The sequence below is a fragment of the Azohydromonas lata genome, assembly GCF_034427735.1.
GTDB classification, from domain to species: domain Bacteria; phylum Pseudomonadota; class Gammaproteobacteria; order Burkholderiales; family Burkholderiaceae_C; genus Azohydromonas; species Azohydromonas lata.
In genome coordinates this window covers 19,604-39,902 of record NZ_JAXOJX010000059.1, presented here as the reverse complement: position 1 = coordinate 39,902, position 20,299 = coordinate 19,604, and the positions used below count along the sequence as shown (strand labels likewise).

The window sequence follows — 20,299 nt, the reverse complement described above, 5'->3', positions numbered from 1 at the left end:
CGCCCCGGTGGCGCCGCGCGGGGCGGTGCGCCGCTCGTCCTCGTGCTCACGGCCGGCCTGCCACAGCGGCGCGCTGCCGCCCAACAGCTCGCGCAGCGCACCCGCGTGCGGCGGGCGCTCATCCGGCGCGGCGGCCAGCGCGGCGCACAAAGCCTTGACCAGCACGCGGCGCTGCAGCGGCTCGGCGGCCGGGCCCAGGGCCTGTTCCAGGCGCGCGGCCACGCCGTCCGCCGCGTCGGCCGGGTCCAGTTGCGTCCAGGGACGGCCGGCGAGGCAGCCCATCACCAGGGCGGCCAGGGCGTACACGTCGGTCCAGGCGCCGCGGGGCAAATGGGCGCTGCGCGGGTCCAGCTCAGGCGGCCGCCCAACGTCCTGCGGCGGCGGCAGCCCAAGCGCCTGCGCGGCCATGCTGAAACCCAGCAACACCGGCATGTGGCCGGAGGCCCACAACAGTTGTCGCGCATGCAACGCGCCATGCACCAGGCCCGCGGCATGCAACTGCGCCAGCGGCTCCAGCAGCGACAGCAGCAGCGCGTGCAGCGCGGCGTCGGACGGCGGCAGCGGCACCTCCGCCAGCGTCACGCCGGGCAGCAGCGGCAGCACGGCGCACAGGCTGCCTTCGGTCTCCAGGATGCCGCGCACCTGGACCAGCCCTGGCAGCCGCAACGGCTGCAGCATGTGCAGCTCGTCCACGAAGGCGGCGCGGCCGGTTTCGAACGCGGCGAAGGCGCCGGCGTCGTCCGGGTCGCGCAAGAGCGGCGCGCCGTGAGGGCCGCGCTCGCACAGCGACTGGGGACAGTATTCCTTGATGACGACGCGCTCGCGCCCGGAGGCTTGCACGGCGCGGTACAGCGTGAAGACGGGCCCGGCGTGCAGTACGGCTTCGATGCTGCAACCGGCCAGCGGGGAGCCCACCGCGCGGGCGGCACCACCCGGCGGCGGCGTGGTGGGGTCATGCAACTTCATGGCCGCACTATCTGCCCCGGCGCGCGCCCGTCCGGTTGCAAGTCGTGTCGGCCGTGGCGGCGTTTACAACAGCGCGGGAGAGTCCCGCTTGCCCTGCGCCACAGGGCCCATTCGGCGTTCAGCGGCCCGCGAGGCGATGCGCTCGCCCTGGGGCCGCCCCCCGGCTTCAGCCCCCCGTCACGGGCGGGAAGAAGGCCACTTCGGCGCCGTCGCGCAGCGCGGCGGTTTCCTCGCTCATCTTCTGGTCCAGCGCGCAGCGCACGCTGCGGCTGCGCGCCAGCGCCGTGGCGTAGGTGCCGCCGCGGGCGATCAAGGCGTCGCGCAGCGTGGCCAGGGTGCTGCCCGGCGGCAGATCGGCCACGGTTTCACCGGAGCCCAGGGTCTCGCGCAGCGAGGCGAAGTAGCGGACTTGGACGTTCATGGGCACGTTCACGAGCAGGACAGCAGTTCGGACAGCGGCAGGTAGCGCACGAGGTCGCCGCGGCGTATGGCGTTGCCGGGCGGGTTGTCCACCAGCCCATCGGCCCACACGGCCGAGGTCAGCACGCCGGAGCTTTGGTTGGGGAACAGCTCCAGCGCGCCGTCGGCGCCCACGCGCACGCGCATGAACTCGCGGCGGTGCCGGTCCGGCTTGGGCAGGTCGAACCCGGCCGGCAGCGTGAGGCCGCGCGGGAAGGCCGTGGGCAGGCCCTGCAGCGCGCACAGCACCGAGCGCACGGCCAGGAAGAAGGTGATGTAGGTGGAGACGGGGTTGCCGGGCAGGCCGATGAAAAGGGCCTCGCCCGCGCCCTCGCCTTCGCGCTTCACCGCACCGAAAGCCAGCGGCTTGCCGGGCTTGGTGCCTATAGACCACATGTCCAGCCGGCCCAGCGAGGCGACGGCGGGTTTCACGTGGTCTTCCTCGCCGACGGACACGCCGCCGGTGGTGATGATGAGGTCGTTGCCGGCGGCGGCGCGCCGCACCGTCTCGCGCGTGGCGTCGAGCTTGTCGGGGACGATGCCGAAGTCCGCCACCTCGCAGCCCACGGCCTGCAGCAGGCCGCGCAGCGTGAAGCGGTTGGAGTTGTAGATGGCGCCGGCCGGTAAGTCCTGCGGGGCGACTTCGCCGGGCATGACCAGCTCGTCCCCGGTGGACAGCAGCGCCACGCGCGGGCGGCGCAGCACGGTCAGCCGCGCGGCGCCCACGGTGGCGGCCAGGCCCAGGGCCTGCGGCGTGAGGCGCGTGCCCTTGGGCAGGACGACGGCGCCGGTGCGCACGTCCTCGCCGCGCGGGCGCACCCACTGGCCGGCGGCGGGCGCGGCGTTGAAGGTGACGGTGCCGTCGCCGGGCGTGGTGTCTTCCTGCATCACCACGGCGTCGGCGCCGGCGGGCACTTGGGCGCCGGTGAAGATGCGCGCGGCCGTGCCGGGCTGCAGCGGCGTGCCCACGTGGCCGGCCGGGATGCGCTGCGACACGGGCATGGGCTGGCCGGGCAGCACGTCGGCGGCGCGCACGGCATAGCCGTCCATGGAGCTGTTGTCCGCGGGCGGGACGTCCAGGGGCGAGATCACGTCCTGCGCCAGCACGCGGCCCAGGGCGTCGAAGGTGGAGAGCTCTTCCGTCTCGCGAAGGGCTTGCAAGAGCGCGCCTTGCACCAGTCGCGCCTGGGCTTCATCCAGGCTCAGCAGCGGAGGCCGTTCAGCCATGCGTGTCTCCTGCATAGTTAAAACGCTCGCCTTGGGCGAGCAGGAATTCGGCCACGGCCCGGGGGCTGTTCAGGTCCAGCAGCGGCAGCGCGCCGGGAGGCGTGGGCAGCGCATCCGGCGTGTCGGTGGCGATGGCCACCACGTGCGCATCCGCCGGGTACAGCGGCTCCTGGCCCAGCGCGGCGCGCCAGATTTCTACCTTGGGCAGCGCGGCATGCTTGAAGCCTTCGACGAGCAGCCAGTCCACGGGCCGCATTTCGGCGATCAGCTCGCCGATTTGCGGCTCGTGGTCCATGGGGTGCTCGCGCAGCAGGGCCAGGCGGTGGCTGGAGGCCAGCAGCACCTCGCCGGCACCGGCCTGGCGGTGGCGCCAGCTGTCCTTGCCGGGCTGGTCGATGTCGAAGCGCTTGTGGGTGTGCTTGATCACCGACACGCTGCAGCCGGCCGCACGCAGCGCGGCGATGACGCCCTCCAGCAGCGTGGTCTTGCCCACGCCGGAAGGGCCGGCGAAGCCCACGACTTTCATCACTGCGGCGCGCGGCTCAGTCGACCGCGCACTCAAGCTCGATGACGGCCTTGACCTTCTCGGCGTCGGCCGGCAGCACCATGAAGCGCTTGGGCAAGGCTTCGATGCCCACGTGCGCGGCGGGACGCTCGGGCTCGCGGCCCAGCGCCTCGACGATGGTGGCGGCGAACTTCACCGGCAGCGCCGTCTCCAGCACGATCATGGGCGTGCCGCTTTGCAGCCGCTCGCGGGCGACCTTGACGCCGTCGGCGGTGTGGGTGTCGATCATCACGCCGCAGCGCTCGAACGTGTCGCGGATGGTGGCGACGCGGTCGGCATGCGTGCTGCGGCCGGAGACGAAGCCGAACTCGGCGACGCGGGCGAACTCTTCAGGCGTGAGCGTGAAATAGCCCTTGCTGTCCACGTCATCCTTGAACAGCTGCTGCGTGCGGGCGGCGTCGCGGCCTAGCAGGTCAAAGATGAAACGTTCGAAGTTGCTGGCCTTGGAGATGTCCATGGAGGGGCTGGACGTCTCGTGCGTCTCGGCGCCCTTGCGCACGCGGTAGGTGCCGGTGCGGAAGAACTCGTCGAGCACGTCGTTCTCGTTGGTGGCGCACACGAGCTGGGCGATGGGCAGGCCCATCATGCGGGCGACGTGGCCGGCGCAGATGTTGCCGAAGTTGCCCGACGGCACGGTGAAGCTCACGCGCTCGTCGTTGCTCTGGGTGGCCTGGAAGTAGCCGGCGAAGTAGTACACCACCTGGGCCAGCAGGCGGGCCCAGTTGATGGAGTTGACGGTGCCGATGCGCCAGTGGCGCTTGAACTCCAGGTCGTTGCTGACGGCCTTGACGATGTCCTGGCAGTCGTCGAACACGCCTTCGATGGCGATGTTGTGGATGTTGTCGTCCTGCAGGCTGAACATCTGCGCCTGCTGGAAGGGGCTCATGCGGCCGTGCGGGCTGAGCATGAAGACGCGCACGCCCTTCTTGCCGCGCATGGCGTGCTCGGCGGCGCTGCCGGTGTCGCCCGACGTGGCGCCCAGGATGTTGAGCTCCTGGCCGCGGCGGGCGAGCTCGTACTCGAAGAGGTTGCCCAGGAGCTGCATGGCCATGTCCTTGAAGGCCAGCGTTGGGCCGTTGGACAGCGCCTCCAGCACCAGGCCGGGCTCCAGGGGTTTCAGGGGGACGATTTCCCTGGTGCCGAAGACTTCCTCGGTGTAGGTCTTGCGCACGAGGCTGCGCAGGTCGTCGGCGGGGATGTCGGCTATGTAGAGCGACAGGATCTCGAACGCCAGGTCCGCGTAGGCCAGGCCGCGCCAGCGCGCGAGCGTGCCGGCGTCGACCTTGGGGTATTGGGTCGGCAGGTACAGGCCGCCGTCCGGCGCCAAGCCTTCGAGCAGGATCTCGGAGAAGCCGCGGGGCGTGGCGTCGCCGCGGGTGCTGAGGTACTTCATGCGGGAGTCTCCCGCCGGCGGCCGCTTGAAGCCCCGGCGTGCGGTTCAAGTCACGAAGGCTGCGCGCGCAACCGGTGCGGCGCGCAGCCCTGGCCTCAGGCCATGGTCCGGCCAGCGCGTCAGGCCAGCTCTTCCTTGCGCAGGCTGACGATGGGCGCCAGCACGGTGGGCAGCGCCTGCATCTGGGCGATGGCCTTGCGCATGGAGCCTTCGATGGTGTCGTGCGTGAGGATGATGACGTCGGTGTTCTTCTCGCCCTCGGCCGACTCGCGCTGCAGCAGCGCGTCGATGCTGATGCCGTGCTCGGCCAGGATGCCGGTGACGCGCGAGAGCACGCCGGCCTCGTCGGCCACCTGCAGCCGCAGGTAGAAGGCGGTGCGCACCTGGTCGATGGGCAGGATGGGCATGTCCGACAGCGCCTCGGGCTGGAAGGCCAGGTGCGGCACGCGGTTGCCGGGGTCGGCGGTGTGCAGGCGGGTGACGTCCACCAGGTCGGCGATCACGGCGCTGGCCGTGGGCTCGGCACCGGCGCCCTTGCCGTAGTACAGCGTCGTGCCCACGGCGTCACCCTGCACCACCACGGCGTTCATGGCGCCTTCGACGTTGGCGATCAGGCGCTTGGCCGGGATCAGCGTCGGGTGCACGCGCAACTCGATGCCGCTTTCCTGGCGGCGCGCGATGCCCAGCAGCTTGATGCGGTAGCCGAGCTGCTCGGCGTAGCGGATGTCCGCGGCCTGCAGCTTGGTGATGCCTTCCACATGGGCCTTGTCGAACTGCACGGGCACGCCGAAGGCGATGGCGGCCATGATGGTGGCCTTGTGCGCGGCGTCCACGCCCTCGATGTCGAAGGTCGGGTCGGCTTCGGCGTAGCCCAGGCGCTGGGCTTCCTTGAGCACCACCTCGAAGTCCAGCCCCTTGGAGCGCATCTCCGAGAGGATGAAGTTCGTGGTGCCGTTGATGATGCCGGCGATCCACTCGATGCGGTTGGCGGTGAGGCCTTCGCGCAGCGCCTTGATGATGGGAATGCCGCCGGCCACGGCGGCCTCGAAGGCGACCATCACGCCGCGGGCGCGGGCGGCTTCGAAGATTTCCGTGCCGTGCACGGCCAGCAGCGCCTTGTTGGCGGTGACCACGTGCTTGCCGGCGGCGATGGCGTCCATCACCAGCGCCTTGGCCACGCCGTAGCCGCCTATGAGCTCGACCACGATGTCGATGTCGGGATTGGCGATGACTTCGCGGGCGTCGGCGACGACCTTGGCGTGCTCGCCCACGACGGCGCGGGCGCGCTCGACGTCGAGATCGGCCACCATGGCGATTTCAATGCCGCGACCCGCGCGGCGGCGGATTTCTTCCTGGTTGCGCGTGAGCACGTTGAACGTGCCGCCACCGACGGTGCCAATGCCGAGCAGGCCGACCTGTATGGGTTTCATAGGAGGGGGGTTTCAGTCAGAACGAGTGACGTTTGCGGTAGTGGTCGAGGAAGCGCGCGATGCGCCCAATGGCGTCGGCGAGATCGTCGGAATTGGGCAGGAAGACCAGGCGGAAGTGGTCGGGGGTGGCCCAATTGAAGCCGGTGCCCTGGACGATGAGCACCTTCTCCTCGGCCAGCAGCTCGTAGGCGAACTGCTGGTCGTCGGCGATGGGATAAATCTTGGGGTCCAGGCGCGGGAACATGTACAGCGCCGCTTTCGGCTTGACCACGCTCACGCCCGGAATCTGGTTGAGCAGCTCGGTGGCCAGGTCGCGCTGGCGCGCCAGGCGCCCGCCCGGGGCCACCAGGTCCTTGATGCTCTGGTAGCCGCCCAGGGCCGTTTGAATGGCGAGCTGGCCCGGCGTGTTGGCGCACAGCCGCATGGAGGCCAGCATGTTCAGGCCTTCGATGTAGTCGCGGGCGTGCTTCTTGGGACCTGACACCACCATCCAGCCGGCGCGGTAGCCGCAGGAACGGTAGTTCTTGGACAGGCCGTTGAAGGTCACGCAGAGCACGTCCTCGGCCAGCGAGGCGATGGAGGTGTGCGTGGCGCCGTCGTAGAGCGTCTTGTCGTAGATCTCGTCGGCGAACACGATCAACTGGTGCTGGCGGGCGATCTCCAGGATCTCGCGCAGCAGCTCCGGCGGGTACAGCGCGCCCGTCGGGTTGTTCGGGTTGATGACGACGATGGCCTTGGTGTTGGCGGTGATCTTGCTGCGGATGTCGGCGAGGTCGGGCGTCCAGTCGGCCTGCTCATCGCAGATGTAGTGCACGGGGCGGCCGCCGGAAAGCGACACGGCCGCGGTCCACAGCGGGTAGTCGGGTGCGGGCACTAGCACCTCGTCGCCCGTGTCCAGCAGCGCGTTGAGCGCCATCACGATGAGCTCGGAGGCGCCGTTGCCCAGGTAGACGTCGTCCACGGACACGCCGGGGATCTGCTTCTCCTGCGTGTAGTGCACGACCGCCTTGCGCGGGGCGAAGAGGCCCTTGCTGTCGGTGTAGCCGGCGGCGGCGGACAGGTTACGGATCATGTCCTGGACGATTTCGTCCGGAGGGTCGAAGCCGAACACGGCGAGGTTGCCGATGTTGAGCTTGATGATCTTCTGGCCCTCCTCTTCCATCTGGCGGGCCTTTTCCAGCACTGGGCCACGGATGTCGTAACAGACGTCGGCAAGCTTGCTGGACTTGGAAATCGGCTTCAAGAAGGGTCTCCGGCGAAACGCACGCCACTCCGGCGCGCGCGAAAACTAGAATTATCCACGTGAAGTTCCAGCCCGATCGACTCGAAGGCGTCAATGCCATTTCCCGCCACGAGCCCCAGCGCTTGTGGGTCAACACCACCGAATGGGGGCAAAGCGTTCTGGTGCCCGTGCGCGGCGAGGTTCAGCCTTGGCCCGTGGAGCGCTTTGAAGCCCTGACCGAGGAGCACTTTGCCCAACTGCTGCAACTGCGTCCGGAGCTCGTGATTTTCGGCTCGGGCCCGCGCCTGCGTTTTGTTAAGCCGGCCCTACTGCGTTCGCTCATCACGGCCGGCATAGGCGTGGAGACCATGGACACAGCCGCGGCCTGCCGCACCTACAACGTGCTGGCCAGCGAGGGGCGCATCGTCGCCGCGGCGCTGCTGCTGGAGCGCGGCTGAACCTGACTGAGGGCGGCTGAAAGCGGCTGCACGCGGCAGCGTGCCAAGCCGGCCGCCGTCGGCAATCCTGAAAAGAAGCCCGCACCGTGCGCGGTGGGGGCTTGCATTACCGCGCGCCGCCCTCAGCTTGGGAAAGCCGGCGGCGGGTGTTTCGTGATGAAACGCCGCTGCGGCGTCAATACCTGCCGGGAAACCGGTTCAGGCCAATTCCGGACACGGGCAAGCCCTACCCGTGACGGGCTATAATAAATAGTTGCTCCGGCGCTGCCGCCCGGCCCCATAGCGAGAAGAGAAACACTCCTCCATGACGCCTGCCCTGAACAAACCCCTTCCTGAATTCGAAGCGCTCGCCACGAGCGGCATCAAATTCACGCCCGCCGCCTTTGCGGGGCAGATCGTGGTGCTGTATTTCTATCCCAAGGACAATACCCCGGGTTGTACCACCGAGGCACTGCAGTTCCGTGATCAACACAAGGAATTCGTGAAGTCCGGCGCAGTCGTCTTTGGCGTCTCGCGCGACAACATGGCCTCGCACGACAAGTTCCGCCAGACGCTGGAACTGCCATTCGACCTGATCGCCGACACCGAAGAAAAGCTCTGCCACATGTTCGGAGTGGTCAAGAACAAGATCATGTACGGCAAGAAGGTCAAGGGCATCGAGCGCAGCACGTTCCTGATCGACGCCGGCGGCGTGCTGCGTGCCGAGTGGCGCGGCATCAAGGTCGCCGGCCATGTGGACGAAGTGCTCAAGGCCGTCAAGGCGCTCAAGACCACGGCCTGATCGCCGTCGCTGTCTACGCCGCGCACCAGTACGGTGCGCCACGCACGAAGAGCCGGCCCAGCGTCGGCTTTTTTACGTGCTCATGACAACCCCGCTCCGTGATTTTCCACGCCGTGCTGGGCATGCAAGCTGCTAGAAATGCGTCATGGCGCTTTGGCCTTGTTGCAGCAGCTCTTACCCCCTCTTTCAAGCGGGCTATGATGGCTGCATGCTCCTGAAGCCTCAGCGCGCATCGAACCGAAGCCGCACCGTCCCTGGCGACTGTGCGGCTTCGGCGTTTCTGGCCTTTGCAAACGCCTTCTTCAGAGGACCTTCATGCCCCTTCCCAAGCCGCCTGCACGCAAAGCTGCCCAACTCACGACTGCCGACTTCGAGTCGCAGGCTGCCCCCAAAGGCGGCAAACGCGGGTTGAAACGGGCTGCTGCCGCGGAGGCCGAGCCGGCACTGCTGGACCTGCGCAACGACGCCGCCGAGGCCGCGGCTCCCCCCCTGGAAGTCACCCCGCCCGCCGCGGCCGCGCCCAGCGCGATGCCCGCCTCGCCCAACACCAGGGCCGCCCCGCGCCCGCGCAAGCCGCGCAGCACCGGGCCGGCCAAGCTCTTCGTGCTCGACACCAACGTGCTCATGCACGACCCGATGAGCCTGTTCCGCTTCGACGAGCACGACATCTACCTGCCGATGATCACGCTCGAGGAGCTCGACGGCCACAAGAAGGGCATGAGCGAGGTCTCGCGCAACGTACGCCAGGTCAGCCGCGACCTCGACGCCCTGGCCGGCGGCCCCGACGCCGCCAAGCTCGACCCGGCCGAGGGCATCGCGCTGGCCAAGACCGGCCACAAGGAAGCGCTTGGGAAGCTTTTCTTCCAGACCCAGCTGCTGGAGACCAAGCTGCCCCAGGGGCTGCCCCAGGGCAAGGCCGACAACCAGATCCTGGGCGTGGTGCAGTCGCTGCGCGAGCAACAGCAGGGCCGTGAAGTGGTGCTGGTGTCCAAGGACATCAACATGCGCATCAAGGCCCGCGCGCTGGGCCTGGCCGCCGAGGACTATTTCAACGACAAGACGCTCGACGACGTAGACCTGCTCTACACCGGCGTGCTGCAGCTGCCCGCGGACTTCTGGGAGCGCCATGGCAAGACCATGGAGAGCTGGCAGCAAGGCGGCCACACCTACTACCGCATCAGCGGCCCGCTGGTGCCCGCGCTGCTGGTCAACCAGTTCGTGTACCTGGAGACGCCCGGCGCCGCGCCGCTGTACGCCCGCGTGGCCGAGATCACCGGCAAGAACGCCGTGCTCAAGACGCTCAAGGAGTACACGCACCAGAAGAACGCCGTGTGGGGCGTCACCGCCCGCAACCGCGAGCAGAACTTCGCGCTGAACCTGCTCATGGACCCGGAGTGCGACTTCCTCACCCTCACCGGCACGGCCGGCACGGGCAAGACGCTGATGACGCTGGCCGCGGGCCTCTCCCAGGTGCTCGACGACCGCCGCTACAGCGAGATCATCGTCACCCGCGTGACCGTGCCCGTGGGCGAGGACATCGGCTTCCTGCCCGGCACCGAGGAAGAGAAGATGGGCCCGTGGATGGGCGCGCTGGACGACAACCTGGAGGTGCTGGCCCGCAGCGACTCCAGTGCCGGCGAGTGGGGCCGCGCCGCCACCAACGAGCTGGTGCGCAGCAAGATCCGCATCAAGAGCCTGAACTTCATGCGCGGGCGCACTTTCCTCAACAAGTTCGTGATCATCGACGAGGCCCAGAACCTCACGCCCAAGCAGATGAAGACGCTCATCACCCGCGCGGGCCCGGGCACCAAGATCGTCTGCCTGGGCAACCTGGCGCAGATCGACACGCCCTACCTCACCGAAGGCAGCTCCGGCCTCACCTACGCAGTGGACCGCTTCAAGGGCTGGCCGCACTCGGGGCACGTCATGCTCGCCCGCGGCGAGCGCTCCCGCCTGGCGGACTTCGCTTCCGAAGTGCTGTAACGCCGGCCGGGTTCACGCCTACCGCCCAAAGGGGCTGCGCAAGCAGCCCTTTTTCGTTGCCGCAACGACTCGCCCCGCGCCGCCGCTACAGTGCGGCCCGCCTATGAAGCTGCGTCTGAAAATCCTGCTGCTGGCGCTGCTGCCGCTGGTGGCGGCGCTGTGCCTGATCGCTTGGGCCGTGGTGCACCAGGAAAAGGAGCTGCTCGCGCGTGAGCGCGCCGCCGTGCAACGTGCCTACATGGACGCGCGCCGCGACGAGCTGCGCCACTACGTGGAGCTGGCCATGAGCAACGTGCGCCCGCTCTACGAACGCTCGGCGCAGCAAGACGAAGCCAGCCGCCGCGCCGCCGCCGTGCAGGCCCTCTCGCAGCTCGCGCAACTGGACTACGGCGCCGACGGCTACTTCTTCGTCTACAACCTCGAAGGCCGCGTGCTCATGCACTCGCGCCAGCCGGAGCTCATAGGCCGCAACCTGTGGGAGCTGCGCGACCCCAACGGCTCGCCCACCATCCAGCGCCTCATCGCGCAGGCCAAGGCCGGCGGCGGCTACGTCGAATACCTGTGGCGCCAGCCCTCCAGCGAGCGCATGGCGCCCAAGCTGGGCTACGTGGTGGCGCTGCCGCAGTGGAACTGGATGCTGGGCACGGGCCTGTACCTGGACGGCATACAGGCCGCGCTGGGCCAGCTGGAGCAGGAGTCGCGCAGCAACGTGGCGCGCACGCTGTGGCTCATGGGCGGCATCGCGCTGGTGGCGCTGCTGCTCATCAGCGCCAGCGGCCTGGCCTTGAACTTGAGCGAGCAGCGCGCGGCCGAGCACAAGCTGCGCGCCCTCGCCCACCAGGTGGTGCGGCTGCAGGAGGACGAGCGCGCCCACCTCGCGCGCGAGCTGCACGACGGGCTGAGCCAGCACCTGGTCGCCATCAAGCTGCTGGTGGAGTCGGCCCAGCGCGACGGCCGCGCCGAAGTGCTGCGCCAGGCCGCGCAGCGCCTGGGCGACAGCCTCAACGAGGTGCGCCGCATCTCGCACCGGCTGCGCCCCGCGCTGCTGGACACCCTGGGCTTGCCCGCCGCGCTGGCCCACCTGGCGCAGGAGTTCGCCGAAAGCGGCGCCGTGCAGGCCGGCGCCACCGTGCAGGGGAGCCCCAAGCCGCTGCCGGAAGTCGTCAACACCGTGCTGTTCCGCGTGGCGCAGGAGGCGCTGACCAACGTGGCCAAGCACGCGCAGGCGCAGCACCTGGCGCTGGCGCTGGAGTTCCCCGAGGCCGGCGGCGTGGCCATGCGCGTGCTCGACGACGGCCGAGGCTTCGACGCCGAGGCCGCGCAGGACGCCTCCGGCCCCGGCATCGGCCTGCGCAACATGCGCGAGCGCCTCGTCTCCATTGGCGGGCTGCTGGAGGTGCAAAGCCGCCCCGGCCACGGCACACAGATCGAGGCCGTCATTGCCGCCGCGCAGCTCGCGCGGCTGGCGCGCGACAATCCCGCGCCATGACCGCCGGCAGCACCTCCCCGCTTCGCATCCTGCTCGTCGACGACCACCCGCTGGTGCGCGACGGGCTGCGCGCGCGGCTGCAGGCCGACGGCTACGTGGTCACGGCCGAGGCCGGCGCGCCGGAGTCGGCCATGCAGGCGCTGCTGCGCGACCAGCCCGACCTCGTGCTCATGGACGTGGGCCTCAAGGGCAGCAGCACCAACGGCATCGAGCTGGCGGCGCAGATGCTGCAGCGCCGCCCGGGCCTGGCCGTGCTGATGTTCAGCATGTACGACAACCCCGAGTACGTGCAGCGCGCGCTGCAGGCCGGCGCGCGCGGCTACGTGCTCAAGGACGCCTCCGGCGACGAGCTGCTCGCCGCCATAGAGGCCATACGCGCCGGCGGCACCTTCCTGAGCCCGGGCGTGACGCGGCGCATGTTCCGCGCGCAGGCACCCAAGCCCATCCTGACGCCGCGCGAGAGCGAGATCCTGAGTGCCCTGGCCCGCGGCGAGAGCAGCAAGCAGATCGCGCGGGCGCTGGACCTGTCGGTGCGCACCGTGGAGACGCATCGCCAGAACATCAAGCGCAAGCTGGAGCTGGACAGCCCGGCCGAGCTCATGCGCTACGCGCTCGAACACGCGCGCAACCCCTGACGCCTGCTGCCGCTCCAGCGCCCGCACCTTCAAACCTGGGGTTGACCCCTAGGTGGCGCCACGCAAGCGCCCCCGTAGCCGCGACGGATGTTTGCGTTGCTTCCAGCGCCGACCATGACGCCCCTGTCCAACACCCATCGCGCAGGGGCCGGCTGCTTGCCCGGCTGAAGCGCGCCGCAGGAGCCAACCCTATGTCTTTCATCCGTCGCCACCTGCCCTGGGCAGGCGTGGCCGTCCTGGGCGCCTGCTCGCTGGCCTACGTGGCCCTGGCGCGCGGCGAAGCGGTGAGCGCGCTGTGGATCGTGGTCGCCGCGGTCTGCGTCTACCTCATCGGCTACCGCTACTACAGCCTGTTCCTCGCGCAACGGGTGCTGGGCCTGGACCCCACGCGCCAGACGCCGGCCTGGAAATACAACGACGGCCTGGACTTCGTGCCCACCAACAAGCACGTGCTCTACGGCCACCACTTCGCGGCCATCGCGGGTGCCGGCCCGCTGGTGGGCCCGGTGCTGGCGGCGCAGATGGGCTACCTGCCCGGGCTGCTGTGGATCCTCGCGGGCGTGGTCTTCGCCGGCGCGGTGCAGGACTTCATCGTGCTCTTCATCTCCACGCGGCGCGACGGGCGCTCGCTCGGCGACCTGGTGAAGCAGGAGATGGGCACGGTGCCGGGGCTGATCGCGCTCTTCGGCGCCTTCATGATCATGATCATCATCCTCGCGGTGCTGGCGCTGATCGTGGTGAAGGCGCTGGCCGAGTCCCCGTGGGGCACCTTCACGGTGGCCGCCACCATTCCGGTGGCGCTGTTCATGGGCGTGTACCTGCGCTTCATCCGGCCCGGGCGCATCGGCGAGATCTCCGTCATCGGCTTCGTGCTGCTGATGGCCGCCATCCTGGGCGGGCAGTGGGTGCACGAGAGCCCCACGCTGGCGCCGCTCTTCACCTTCGACGGCAAGGCGCTGACGTGGCTGCTCATCGGCTACGGCTTCGTCGCCGCGTCCATTCCGGTGTGGCTGCTGCTGGCGCCGCGCGACTACCTCTCGACCTTCCTCAAGATCGGCACCATCGTCGCGCTGGCCATCGGCATCGTGGTCGTTGCGCCCTCGCTGCAGATGCCCAAGCTCACGCAGTTCGCGGCCGGCAACGGCCCGGTGTGGGCGGGCAACCTGTTCCCTTTCCTCTTCATCACCATCGCCTGCGGCGCGGTGTCCGGCTTCCACGCCCTCATCTCGTCGGGCACCACGCCCAAGATGCTGGAGAACGAATCGCACGCCCGCTACATCGGCTACGGCGGCATGCTGGCCGAGAGCTTCGTGGCGGTGATGGCGCTGGTGGCGGCCTCGTGCATCGAGCCGGGCGTCTACTTCGCCATGAACAGCCCAGCCGCGCTGGTGGGCAAGACGCCCGAGGCCGTGGCGGCGACGCTCTCCACCTGGGGCTTCGTCATCACGCCGGAGATGCTGGTGCAGACCGCCAAGGACGTGGGCGAGAACACCATCCTGGCCCGCGCCGGCGGTGCGCCGACCCTGGCCGTGGGCATGGCCCACATCCTCCACCAGGTCGTGGGCGGCAAGGCCATGATGGCCTTCTGGTACCACTTCGCCATCCTGTTCGAGGCCCTGTTCATCCTCACCGCCGTGGACGCCGGCACGCGCGCCGGCCGCTTCATGCTGCAGGACCTGCTGGGCAGCTTCGTGCCCGCGCTCAAGCGCACGGAATCCTTGCCCGCGAACCTGCTGGCCACGGGCCTGTGCGTGGCGACCTGGGGCTACTTCCTGTACCAGGGCGTGGTCGATCCGCTGGGCGGCATCAACACGCTGTGGCCCCTCTTCGGCATTGCCAACCAGATGCTGGCGGCCGTGGCGCTGATGCTGGGCACGGTGGTGCTGTTTCGCATGAAGAAGGACCGCTACGCCTGGGTGACCATCGTTCCCACCGTGTGGCTGCTGCTGTGCACGCTGACCGCGGGCTGGCAGAAGATCTTCTCGGAGGACGTGCGCGTGGGCTTCCTGGCCCATGCCGGCAAGTACGCCGACGCGCTGGCGCAAGGCAAGGTGCTGGCCCCGGCCAAGAGCCTGGAGGCGATGGAGCGCGTGATCTTCAACGACCGGCTGGACGCGGCGCTGTGCGGCCTGTTCATGTTCGTGGTCGCAAGCATCCTGGTGTATGCCGTGCGCAGCGTGCTGGCCGCCCGCGCCAGCCGCGCGCCCACCACGCGCGAGATGGCCTACGAGCGGCTGCCCGCCGACGCCCAGGCCGCGGCCCATGCCTGAAGCTGAAACCAAGGCTTCCCGCCTGGCCCAGTTGGGCCAGGCCGGGCGCTACTTCGCGCAGGGCCTGCGCCTCATGGTCGGGTTGCCGGACTACGGCGGCTACCTGGAGCACATGAAGCGCACCCACCCCGACCAGGAGCCCATGAGCTACGAGGCGTTCTTCCGGGAGCGCCAGCAGGCGCGGTACGGGGGGCGCGCGGGGAAGTGCTGTTGAGGCGCTGGAAGAAAAAAGAAAAGGGGCCGCTTGCGCGGCCCCTTCCTTTCCTCCCTCACTCTCCCTCTTTTGTTCCTTGTCTTACTGGGCGCCCACCAGGTCGCTGATCTGGCGCAGGGCGGCCGGGTCTTCCATGGTGGTGAGGTCGCCCGGGTCGCGCTGTTCGCACACGGCCTGGATGGCGCGGCGCAGCAGCTTGCCCGAGCGCGTCTTGGGCAGCACGCTCACGAAGCGCACGCGCGCCGGGCGCGCCACCGCGCCCAACTGCGCGTCCACCGTCTTCAGGATCTCGGCTTCGAGCTGCTTCATGCGGGCCTCGTCGCCCAGCGCCGTGGCGTCGCGCAGCACGGCAAACGCCATGGCCACCTGGCCCTTGAGCTGGTCGGCCACGCCCACCACCGCCACCTCGGCCACGGCCGCATGGCTGCAGATGCTCTCCTCGATCTCGCGCGTGCCCAGGCGGTGGCCGGCCACGTTGATCACGTCGTCCGTGCGGCCCAGGATGAAGTAGTAGCCGTCCTTGTCGCGGATGCCCCAGTCGAAGGTGCTGTAGAGCCAGTGCTCCGGCTTGCCATCCAGCGCCGGCACCTTCTGCCAGTAGGTCTTGACGAAGCGGTCGTCGTCGCCCCACACCGTCTGCAGGCAGCCCGGCGGCAGCGGGCCTTCCACCACCACCACGCCCTTCTGGTCAGCGCCCTTGAGCTCCTCGCCGCTTTGCTGGTCGATCAGCTTCACGTCGTAGCCGTAGGTCGGCACGCCGGGGCTGCCGAACTTGCTGGGCTGCTTCTCCACGCCGTTGGCGATGGACAGGATGGGCCAGCCCGTCTCGGTCTGCCAGTAGTTGTCGATGATGGGGCAGCCCAGGCCCTCGCTGATCCAGCGCGCCGTGGGCTCGTCCAGCGGCTCGCCGGCCAGGAACAGCGCCTTGAGCGTGGACAGGTCGTACTTCTTCAGCAGCGCCGGGTCGTGCTTCTTGAGCACGCGAATCGCCGTGGGGGCGCTGAACATCACGGTGGCCTTGTACTTCTCCACCAGGCTCCACCACACGCCCGCGTCCGGCGTGGTGGGCAGGCCTTCGTACAGCACCGTGGCCATGCCGCCGATCAGCGGCCCATAGACGATGTAGCTGTGGCCCACCACCCAGCCGATGTCGCTGGTGCACAGGAAGGTCTCGCCCGGGTCGCCCTGGAAGATGTGCTTCAGGCTCGCGGCCAGCGCCACGGTGTAGCCGCCGGTGTCGCGCTGCACGCCCTTGGGCTTGCCCGTGGTGCCGCTGGTGTAGAGCGTGTAGCTCGGGTGCGTGGCGTCCACCCACTCGCAAGGCACCTCGGTGCCGGTGAACTGCTCGCGCACCGCGGCGAAGTCCACGTCGCGGCCTTCGGTGCGCTCCATGGGCGCCAGGCCCCGGTCCACCAGCAGCACCTTGGCGGGCTTGTGGTTGGCCAGGCGCAGCGCCTCGTCCAGCAGCGGCTTGTAGGCGATGACCTTGCCGCCGCGCGAGCCGGCGTCGGCGCTCACCACCACGGTGGGCGCGGCGTCGTCGATGCGGCTGGCCAGGCTGTGGCTGGCAAAGCCGCCGAACACCACGGAGTGGATGGCCCCCAGCCGCACCGCGGCCAGCATGGCGAACACGGCCTCGGGAATCATGGGCATGTACAGCAGCACGCGGTCGCCCTTCTTGACGCCCAGCGACTGCAGCACCGCCGCCATGCGCTGCACCTCGGCGTGCAGCTCGCGGAAGCTGTAGATCTGCTCCTTGTCCACCTCGGTGGACACCCAGACCAGCGCGTTCTGGTCCGCACGGTCCTTGAGGTGGCGGTCCACCGCGTTGTGGCAAAGGTTGGTCTCCCCGCCCGGGAACCAGCGGACGAACGGCGCCTTGCTGTAGTCGCAAACCTGGTCGAACGGCTTGTTCCATTCGATCAACTTGGCCTGCTCGGCCCAGAAATCCTCACGCTGCTCGACCGAGCGCTTGTGAAAGTCCGCGTAGCTCATGCTTTAGGCTCCTGCTTGCATGCGAAATAATGAATTCAAAATTTGGCGATCCTGAAGGTCCGGGGTGGCCTGGTCGCCTGCTGTCTTGTTGTTGGGGTTGTGGGGTCAGTCGATGCGGACCACGAAGCGGCCCCGCACCTTGCCGTCCATGAGCGCCTGCGCGCCCCACCTCGCTTGCGTGAGCGGGATGGTCTGCGTGAGGCCGTCCAGCAAGCCGGTATCAAGCGATTCGAAGATGCGCTGCCACGCCGCCTCGCGCAGCGGCCGCGCTGGCCACACGCTGTTGATGCCGGCCAGCGTCACGCCGCGCAGGATGAAGGGCATCACCGAGCCGGGCAGGTCCGCGCCATGCGCCAGACCGCAGGCTGCCACGGTGCCATTCCACTTCGTTTGCGCCAGCGCATTGACCAGCGTGTGGCTGCCCGCGGCGTCCACCACGGCGTCCCAGCGTTCCTTCTGCAGCGGTTTTCCAGCGGCTTCCAGCGTGCGGCGGTCTAGGACGTCGGCGGCGCCCAACGCACGCAGGTAATCGGCCTCGGCCGTCTTGCCGGTGGCGGCGGTGACGCGGTGCCCGGCGCGCGCCAGCAGCGCGATGGCGATGCTGCCCACGCCACCGGTGGCGCCCGTGACCAGCACTTCGCTTTGCGGCTTCAGGCCGTGGCGCTCCAGCGCCAGCACGGCCAGCGCCGCGGTGAAGCCGGCCGTGCCCACGGCCATGGCGTGCTCGGTGGAGAAGCCCGCGGGCAGCTTGACCAGCCCATCCGGCGGCAGCACGGCCTGCTGCGCCAGGCAGCCCCAGCGCGTTTCTCCTACCTCGGCGCCGGTGCTGGCGACACGGTCGCCAGGCTGGAAGCCGGGGTGGCGGCTGGCGATGACGACGCCCGCGCCGTCTATGCCCGGCACCATGGGGAAGCGCCGGATGACCGGCGAGCGGTCGGTGATGGCCAGGCCGTCCTTGAAATTCAGCGTGGAGTGCTGGATGCGCACCAGCACCTCCCCCTCGCCCGGCTCCAGCGGCGGCAGCTCGCGCACGTCGGCGCTGAAACCGCCGGCGTCCTTCTGCAGGTACAGGGCACTGAACATCTTGGGGGTGTCTCCAGGCGCTGCCGGGACCGTTGGCCGGCGGCTTTGTGTTAGGCCTGGATTGCATGCGCATGCGCTGACGGCATGCTGACGCATTGACTTGGCGCTAATAAGGCCATTGGGCTGGGTTAATCCCCCCCTCGAACATGGTACTCTCCGCGCCCGTGAAGAAAGCCCTACCTTCCCTGCTGCTTACTTGTGTGCTTTTCGCAACAGTCGGTGCGGAAGCCGCGCCGCGTTCGAAATCACACCCGCACAGGCACAGCGCCAAGACTGCGTCAGCAGCTGCCGCTGCGGCCACGGCCGCCACGGCTGCCGTTGCCACTGCAGCAACCGCCACCGCCGCCCCCACAACCCTCACCACCGCGCCCGCCGCTGCCCCTGCGACTGCCGCCGCGCCCATGCCGGACGGCGTCACGCAGCTGCTCATCGAACGTGGCCTGCTGCCTGCCGGCGCCGCGCCGCTGGTGCAGAACATGAGGGACAAGGCGTCCAACCTGGTGATCTCCGCCTTCGACTTCCTGGGCGTGCCCTACCGCCGCGGCGGCAATTCGGAAGAGACGGGGTTCGATTGCAGCGGCTTCACCCGCCACGTGTTCGAACGCACGCTGGGCCTGGTGCTGCCCCGGCGCGCCGACGACCAGGCCAAGGCCGACGGGCTGCAGCAAGTGGGCCGCGACGAGCTCAAGCCCGGCGACCTCGTGTTCTTCAACACGCTGCGCCACACCTTCTCGCACGTGGGCATCTACGTGGGCGACGGCAAGTTCATCCACGCCCCGCGCACCGGCCAGAACGTGCGCGTGGAAGACATGCGCGAGGCCTACTGGACGCACCGCTTCACCGGCGGCCGCCGCGTGCCCGGCGTCAACGACGGCAACGAGCTGATGCGCGAAGCCGGCATGTCGCAGCCGCGCTGAAGCGCACCGTGCCCCGGCCCAAGCCGCGGGCCCGCAAGGCAACCTGCTTCAAGTCCCTCTTGTGAAGGGAACGGCACAATCGAGGGATGGCCGAACGAGCGATTCCCATTGCCGACCTGCGCTATGCCGCGGCGACGCCCCGCATTCCTGAGCAGTTGACCCCGCCGTCGGGCCTGCTGGCCGACCGCCTCGGCCGCCCGCTGCACGACTTGCGCATCTCCGTGACGGACCGCTGCAACTTCCGCTGCAGCTACTGCATGCCCAAGGAGATCTTCACCAACGACTACGGCTTCCTGCCCCAGTCGTCGCTGCTGAGCTTCGAGGAGATCACGCGGCTGGCGCGCATCTTCGTGGCCCACGGCGTGCACAAGCTGCGCCTGACCGGCGGCGAGCCGCTGCTGCGCAAGAACGTGGAGAAGCTCATCGAGATGCTCTCCGCGTTGCGCACGCCGGAGGGCCAGCCGCTGGACCTCACCCTCACCACCAACGCCACGCTGCTGGCGCGCAAGGCGCAGGCGCTCAAGGACGCCGGCCTCAAGCGCGTGACGGTGAGCCTGGACGCGCTGGACGACGCGGTCTTCCGCCGCATGAACGACGTGGACTTCCCCGTGGCCGACGTGCTGGCCGGCATCGAGGAAGCGCGCCGCGTGCGACTTGGGCCGCTGAAGGTCAACATGGTCGTCAAGCGCGGCACCAACGACCACGAGATCGTGCCCATGGCGCGCTGGTTCCGGGAGCACTACGACGGCCAGGTCATCCTGCGCTTCATCGAGTTCATGGACGTGGGCGCCTCCAACGGCTGGCGCATGGACGACGTGCTGCCCTCGGCCCAGGTGCGCCAGCGCATCCACGAGGTCTTCCCGCTGGAGCCCACCGCCCCCAACGCCGTGGGCGAGACGGCGCAGCGCTGGCGCTACGCGGACGGGCGCGGCGAGATCGGCCTGATCTCCAGCGTCACCCAGGCGTTTTGCGGCGACTGCAACCGCGCGCGGCTGTCCACCGAGGGGCGGCTGTACCTGTGCCTGTTCGCCTCGCAGGGCCAGGACTTGCGCTCGCTGCTGCGCGGCGGCGCCAGCGACGAGCAGATCGCCGCCGCCATCGGCCTGATCTGGCAGGAGCGCGGCGACCGCTACTCGGAGCTGCGCGGCGCGCAGCAGGCCGACGCGGGCTCGGGGCGGCGCCGCGTCGAGATGCACTACATCGGAGGCTGAC

Annotated in this window: 18 protein-coding genes; 9 read left to right on the top strand and 9 right to left on the bottom strand. The window is 69.2% G+C overall.

Going from position 1 to position 20,299, the window contains the following annotated elements; genetic code table 11:
- The 7 genes from SM757_RS26580 to SM757_RS26550 form a co-directional block, all read right to left on the bottom strand.
- The coding region (locus SM757_RS26580) for a serine/threonine-protein kinase (protein WP_322467703.1) at positions 1-966 on the bottom strand (966 nt) is incomplete at its 3' end.
- 166 nt (positions 967-1,132) lie between these two features.
- Complete coding sequence (locus tag SM757_RS26575) at positions 1,133-1,387, bottom strand: MoaD/ThiS family protein (RefSeq protein WP_322467702.1); 255 nt, start codon at positions 1,385-1,387, stop codon at positions 1,133-1,135.
- Positions 1,388-1,395: 8 nt separating this feature from the next.
- On the bottom strand, positions 1,396-2,652 hold the full coding sequence (locus SM757_RS26570; RefSeq protein WP_322467701.1) for a molybdopterin molybdotransferase MoeA: 1,257 nt from the start codon (positions 2,650-2,652) through the stop codon (positions 1,396-1,398).
- Complete coding sequence (gene mobB, locus SM757_RS26565) at positions 2,645-3,178, bottom strand: molybdopterin-guanine dinucleotide biosynthesis protein B (RefSeq protein ID WP_322467700.1); 534 nt, start codon at positions 3,176-3,178, stop codon at positions 2,645-2,647. Before mobB ends, SM757_RS26570 begins: the two co-directional genes overlap by 8 nt.
- A gap of 16 nt (positions 3,179-3,194) precedes the next feature.
- Positions 3,195-4,610: a threonine synthase gene (thrC, locus tag SM757_RS26560; protein ID WP_066340086.1), complete on the bottom strand. Its 1,416-nt coding sequence runs from the start codon at positions 4,608-4,610 to the stop codon at positions 3,195-3,197.
- A 119-nt stretch (positions 4,611-4,729) separates the two neighbouring features.
- Entirely contained in the window at positions 4,730-6,040 is a 1,311-nt protein-coding gene (locus tag SM757_RS26555) for a homoserine dehydrogenase (protein ID WP_066340083.1), read from the bottom strand.
- Positions 6,041-6,056: 16 nt separating this feature from the next.
- Complete coding sequence (locus SM757_RS26550) at positions 6,057-7,283, bottom strand: pyridoxal phosphate-dependent aminotransferase (protein ID WP_322467699.1); 1,227 nt, start codon at positions 7,281-7,283, stop codon at positions 6,057-6,059.
- Positions 7,284-7,342: 59 nt separating this feature from the next.
- Here SM757_RS26550 and SM757_RS26545 point away from each other — a divergent pair, with 59 nt between their 5' ends.
- The 7 genes from SM757_RS26545 to SM757_RS26515 all read left to right on the top strand — a co-directional run bounded on the left by SM757_RS26545 (position 7,343) and on the right by SM757_RS26515 (position 15,092).
- The gene (locus tag SM757_RS26545) at positions 7,343-7,720 is read left to right on the top strand and encodes an Mth938-like domain-containing protein (protein ID WP_066340077.1); all 378 of its coding nucleotides are present in this window, start codon (positions 7,343-7,345) and stop codon (positions 7,718-7,720) included.
- Between the two features lie 304 nt (positions 7,721-8,024).
- Entirely contained in the window at positions 8,025-8,501 is a 477-nt protein-coding gene (locus SM757_RS26540) for a peroxiredoxin (RefSeq protein ID WP_066340074.1), read from the top strand.
- 315 nt (positions 8,502-8,816) lie between these two features.
- Positions 8,817-10,484: a PhoH family protein gene (locus SM757_RS26535; protein ID WP_066340072.1), complete on the top strand. Its 1,668-nt coding sequence runs from the start codon at positions 8,817-8,819 to the stop codon at positions 10,482-10,484.
- A 103-nt stretch (positions 10,485-10,587) separates the two neighbouring features.
- A complete protein-coding gene (locus SM757_RS26530; RefSeq protein ID WP_322467698.1) occupies positions 10,588-11,973 on the top strand; it encodes a cache domain-containing protein in 1,386 nt (461 codons plus the stop codon).
- Positions 11,970-12,608, top strand: coding sequence for a response regulator (locus tag SM757_RS26525; protein ID WP_066340070.1), 639 nt, complete (start codon positions 11,970-11,972; stop codon positions 12,606-12,608). The genes SM757_RS26530 and SM757_RS26525 overlap by 4 nt, the downstream gene beginning before the upstream one ends.
- A gap of 191 nt (positions 12,609-12,799) precedes the next feature.
- The gene (locus tag SM757_RS26520; RefSeq protein WP_066340068.1) at positions 12,800-14,878 is read left to right on the top strand and encodes a carbon starvation CstA family protein; all 2,079 of its coding nucleotides are present in this window, start codon (positions 12,800-12,802) and stop codon (positions 14,876-14,878) included.
- Positions 14,871-15,092: a YbdD/YjiX family protein gene (locus SM757_RS26515; protein ID WP_322467697.1), complete on the top strand. Its 222-nt coding sequence runs from the start codon at positions 14,871-14,873 to the stop codon at positions 15,090-15,092. Before SM757_RS26520 ends, SM757_RS26515 begins: the two co-directional genes overlap by 8 nt.
- Positions 15,093-15,173: 81 nt before the next feature.
- Here the strand turns inward: SM757_RS26515 and SM757_RS26510 are convergent, their stop codons facing one another.
- Both SM757_RS26510 and SM757_RS26505 read right to left on the bottom strand, forming a co-directional pair.
- The gene (locus tag SM757_RS26510) at positions 15,174-17,087 is read right to left on the bottom strand and encodes a propionate--CoA ligase (RefSeq protein ID WP_322467696.1); all 1,914 of its coding nucleotides are present in this window, start codon (positions 17,085-17,087) and stop codon (positions 15,174-15,176) included.
- A 105-nt stretch (positions 17,088-17,192) separates the two neighbouring features.
- On the bottom strand, positions 17,193-18,170 hold the full coding sequence (locus SM757_RS26505; protein WP_322467695.1) for an MDR family oxidoreductase: 978 nt from the start codon (positions 18,168-18,170) through the stop codon (positions 17,193-17,195).
- Between the two features lie 401 nt (positions 18,171-18,571).
- On the opposite strand from SM757_RS26505, the gene SM757_RS26500 reads away from it, so the two are divergent.
- Together SM757_RS26500 and moaA are read left to right on the top strand one after the other, a co-directional pair.
- A complete protein-coding gene (locus tag SM757_RS26500; protein WP_066340052.1) occupies positions 18,572-19,087 on the top strand; it encodes a C40 family peptidase in 516 nt (171 codons plus the stop codon).
- 86 nt (positions 19,088-19,173) lie between these two features.
- Positions 19,174-20,298 carry a GTP 3',8-cyclase MoaA gene (gene moaA, locus SM757_RS26495; RefSeq protein WP_322467694.1) on the top strand — a complete coding sequence of 375 codons (1,125 nt, stop codon included), beginning with the start codon at positions 19,174-19,176 and terminating at the stop codon, positions 20,296-20,298.
- Position 20,299 lies beyond the last annotated feature (1 nt).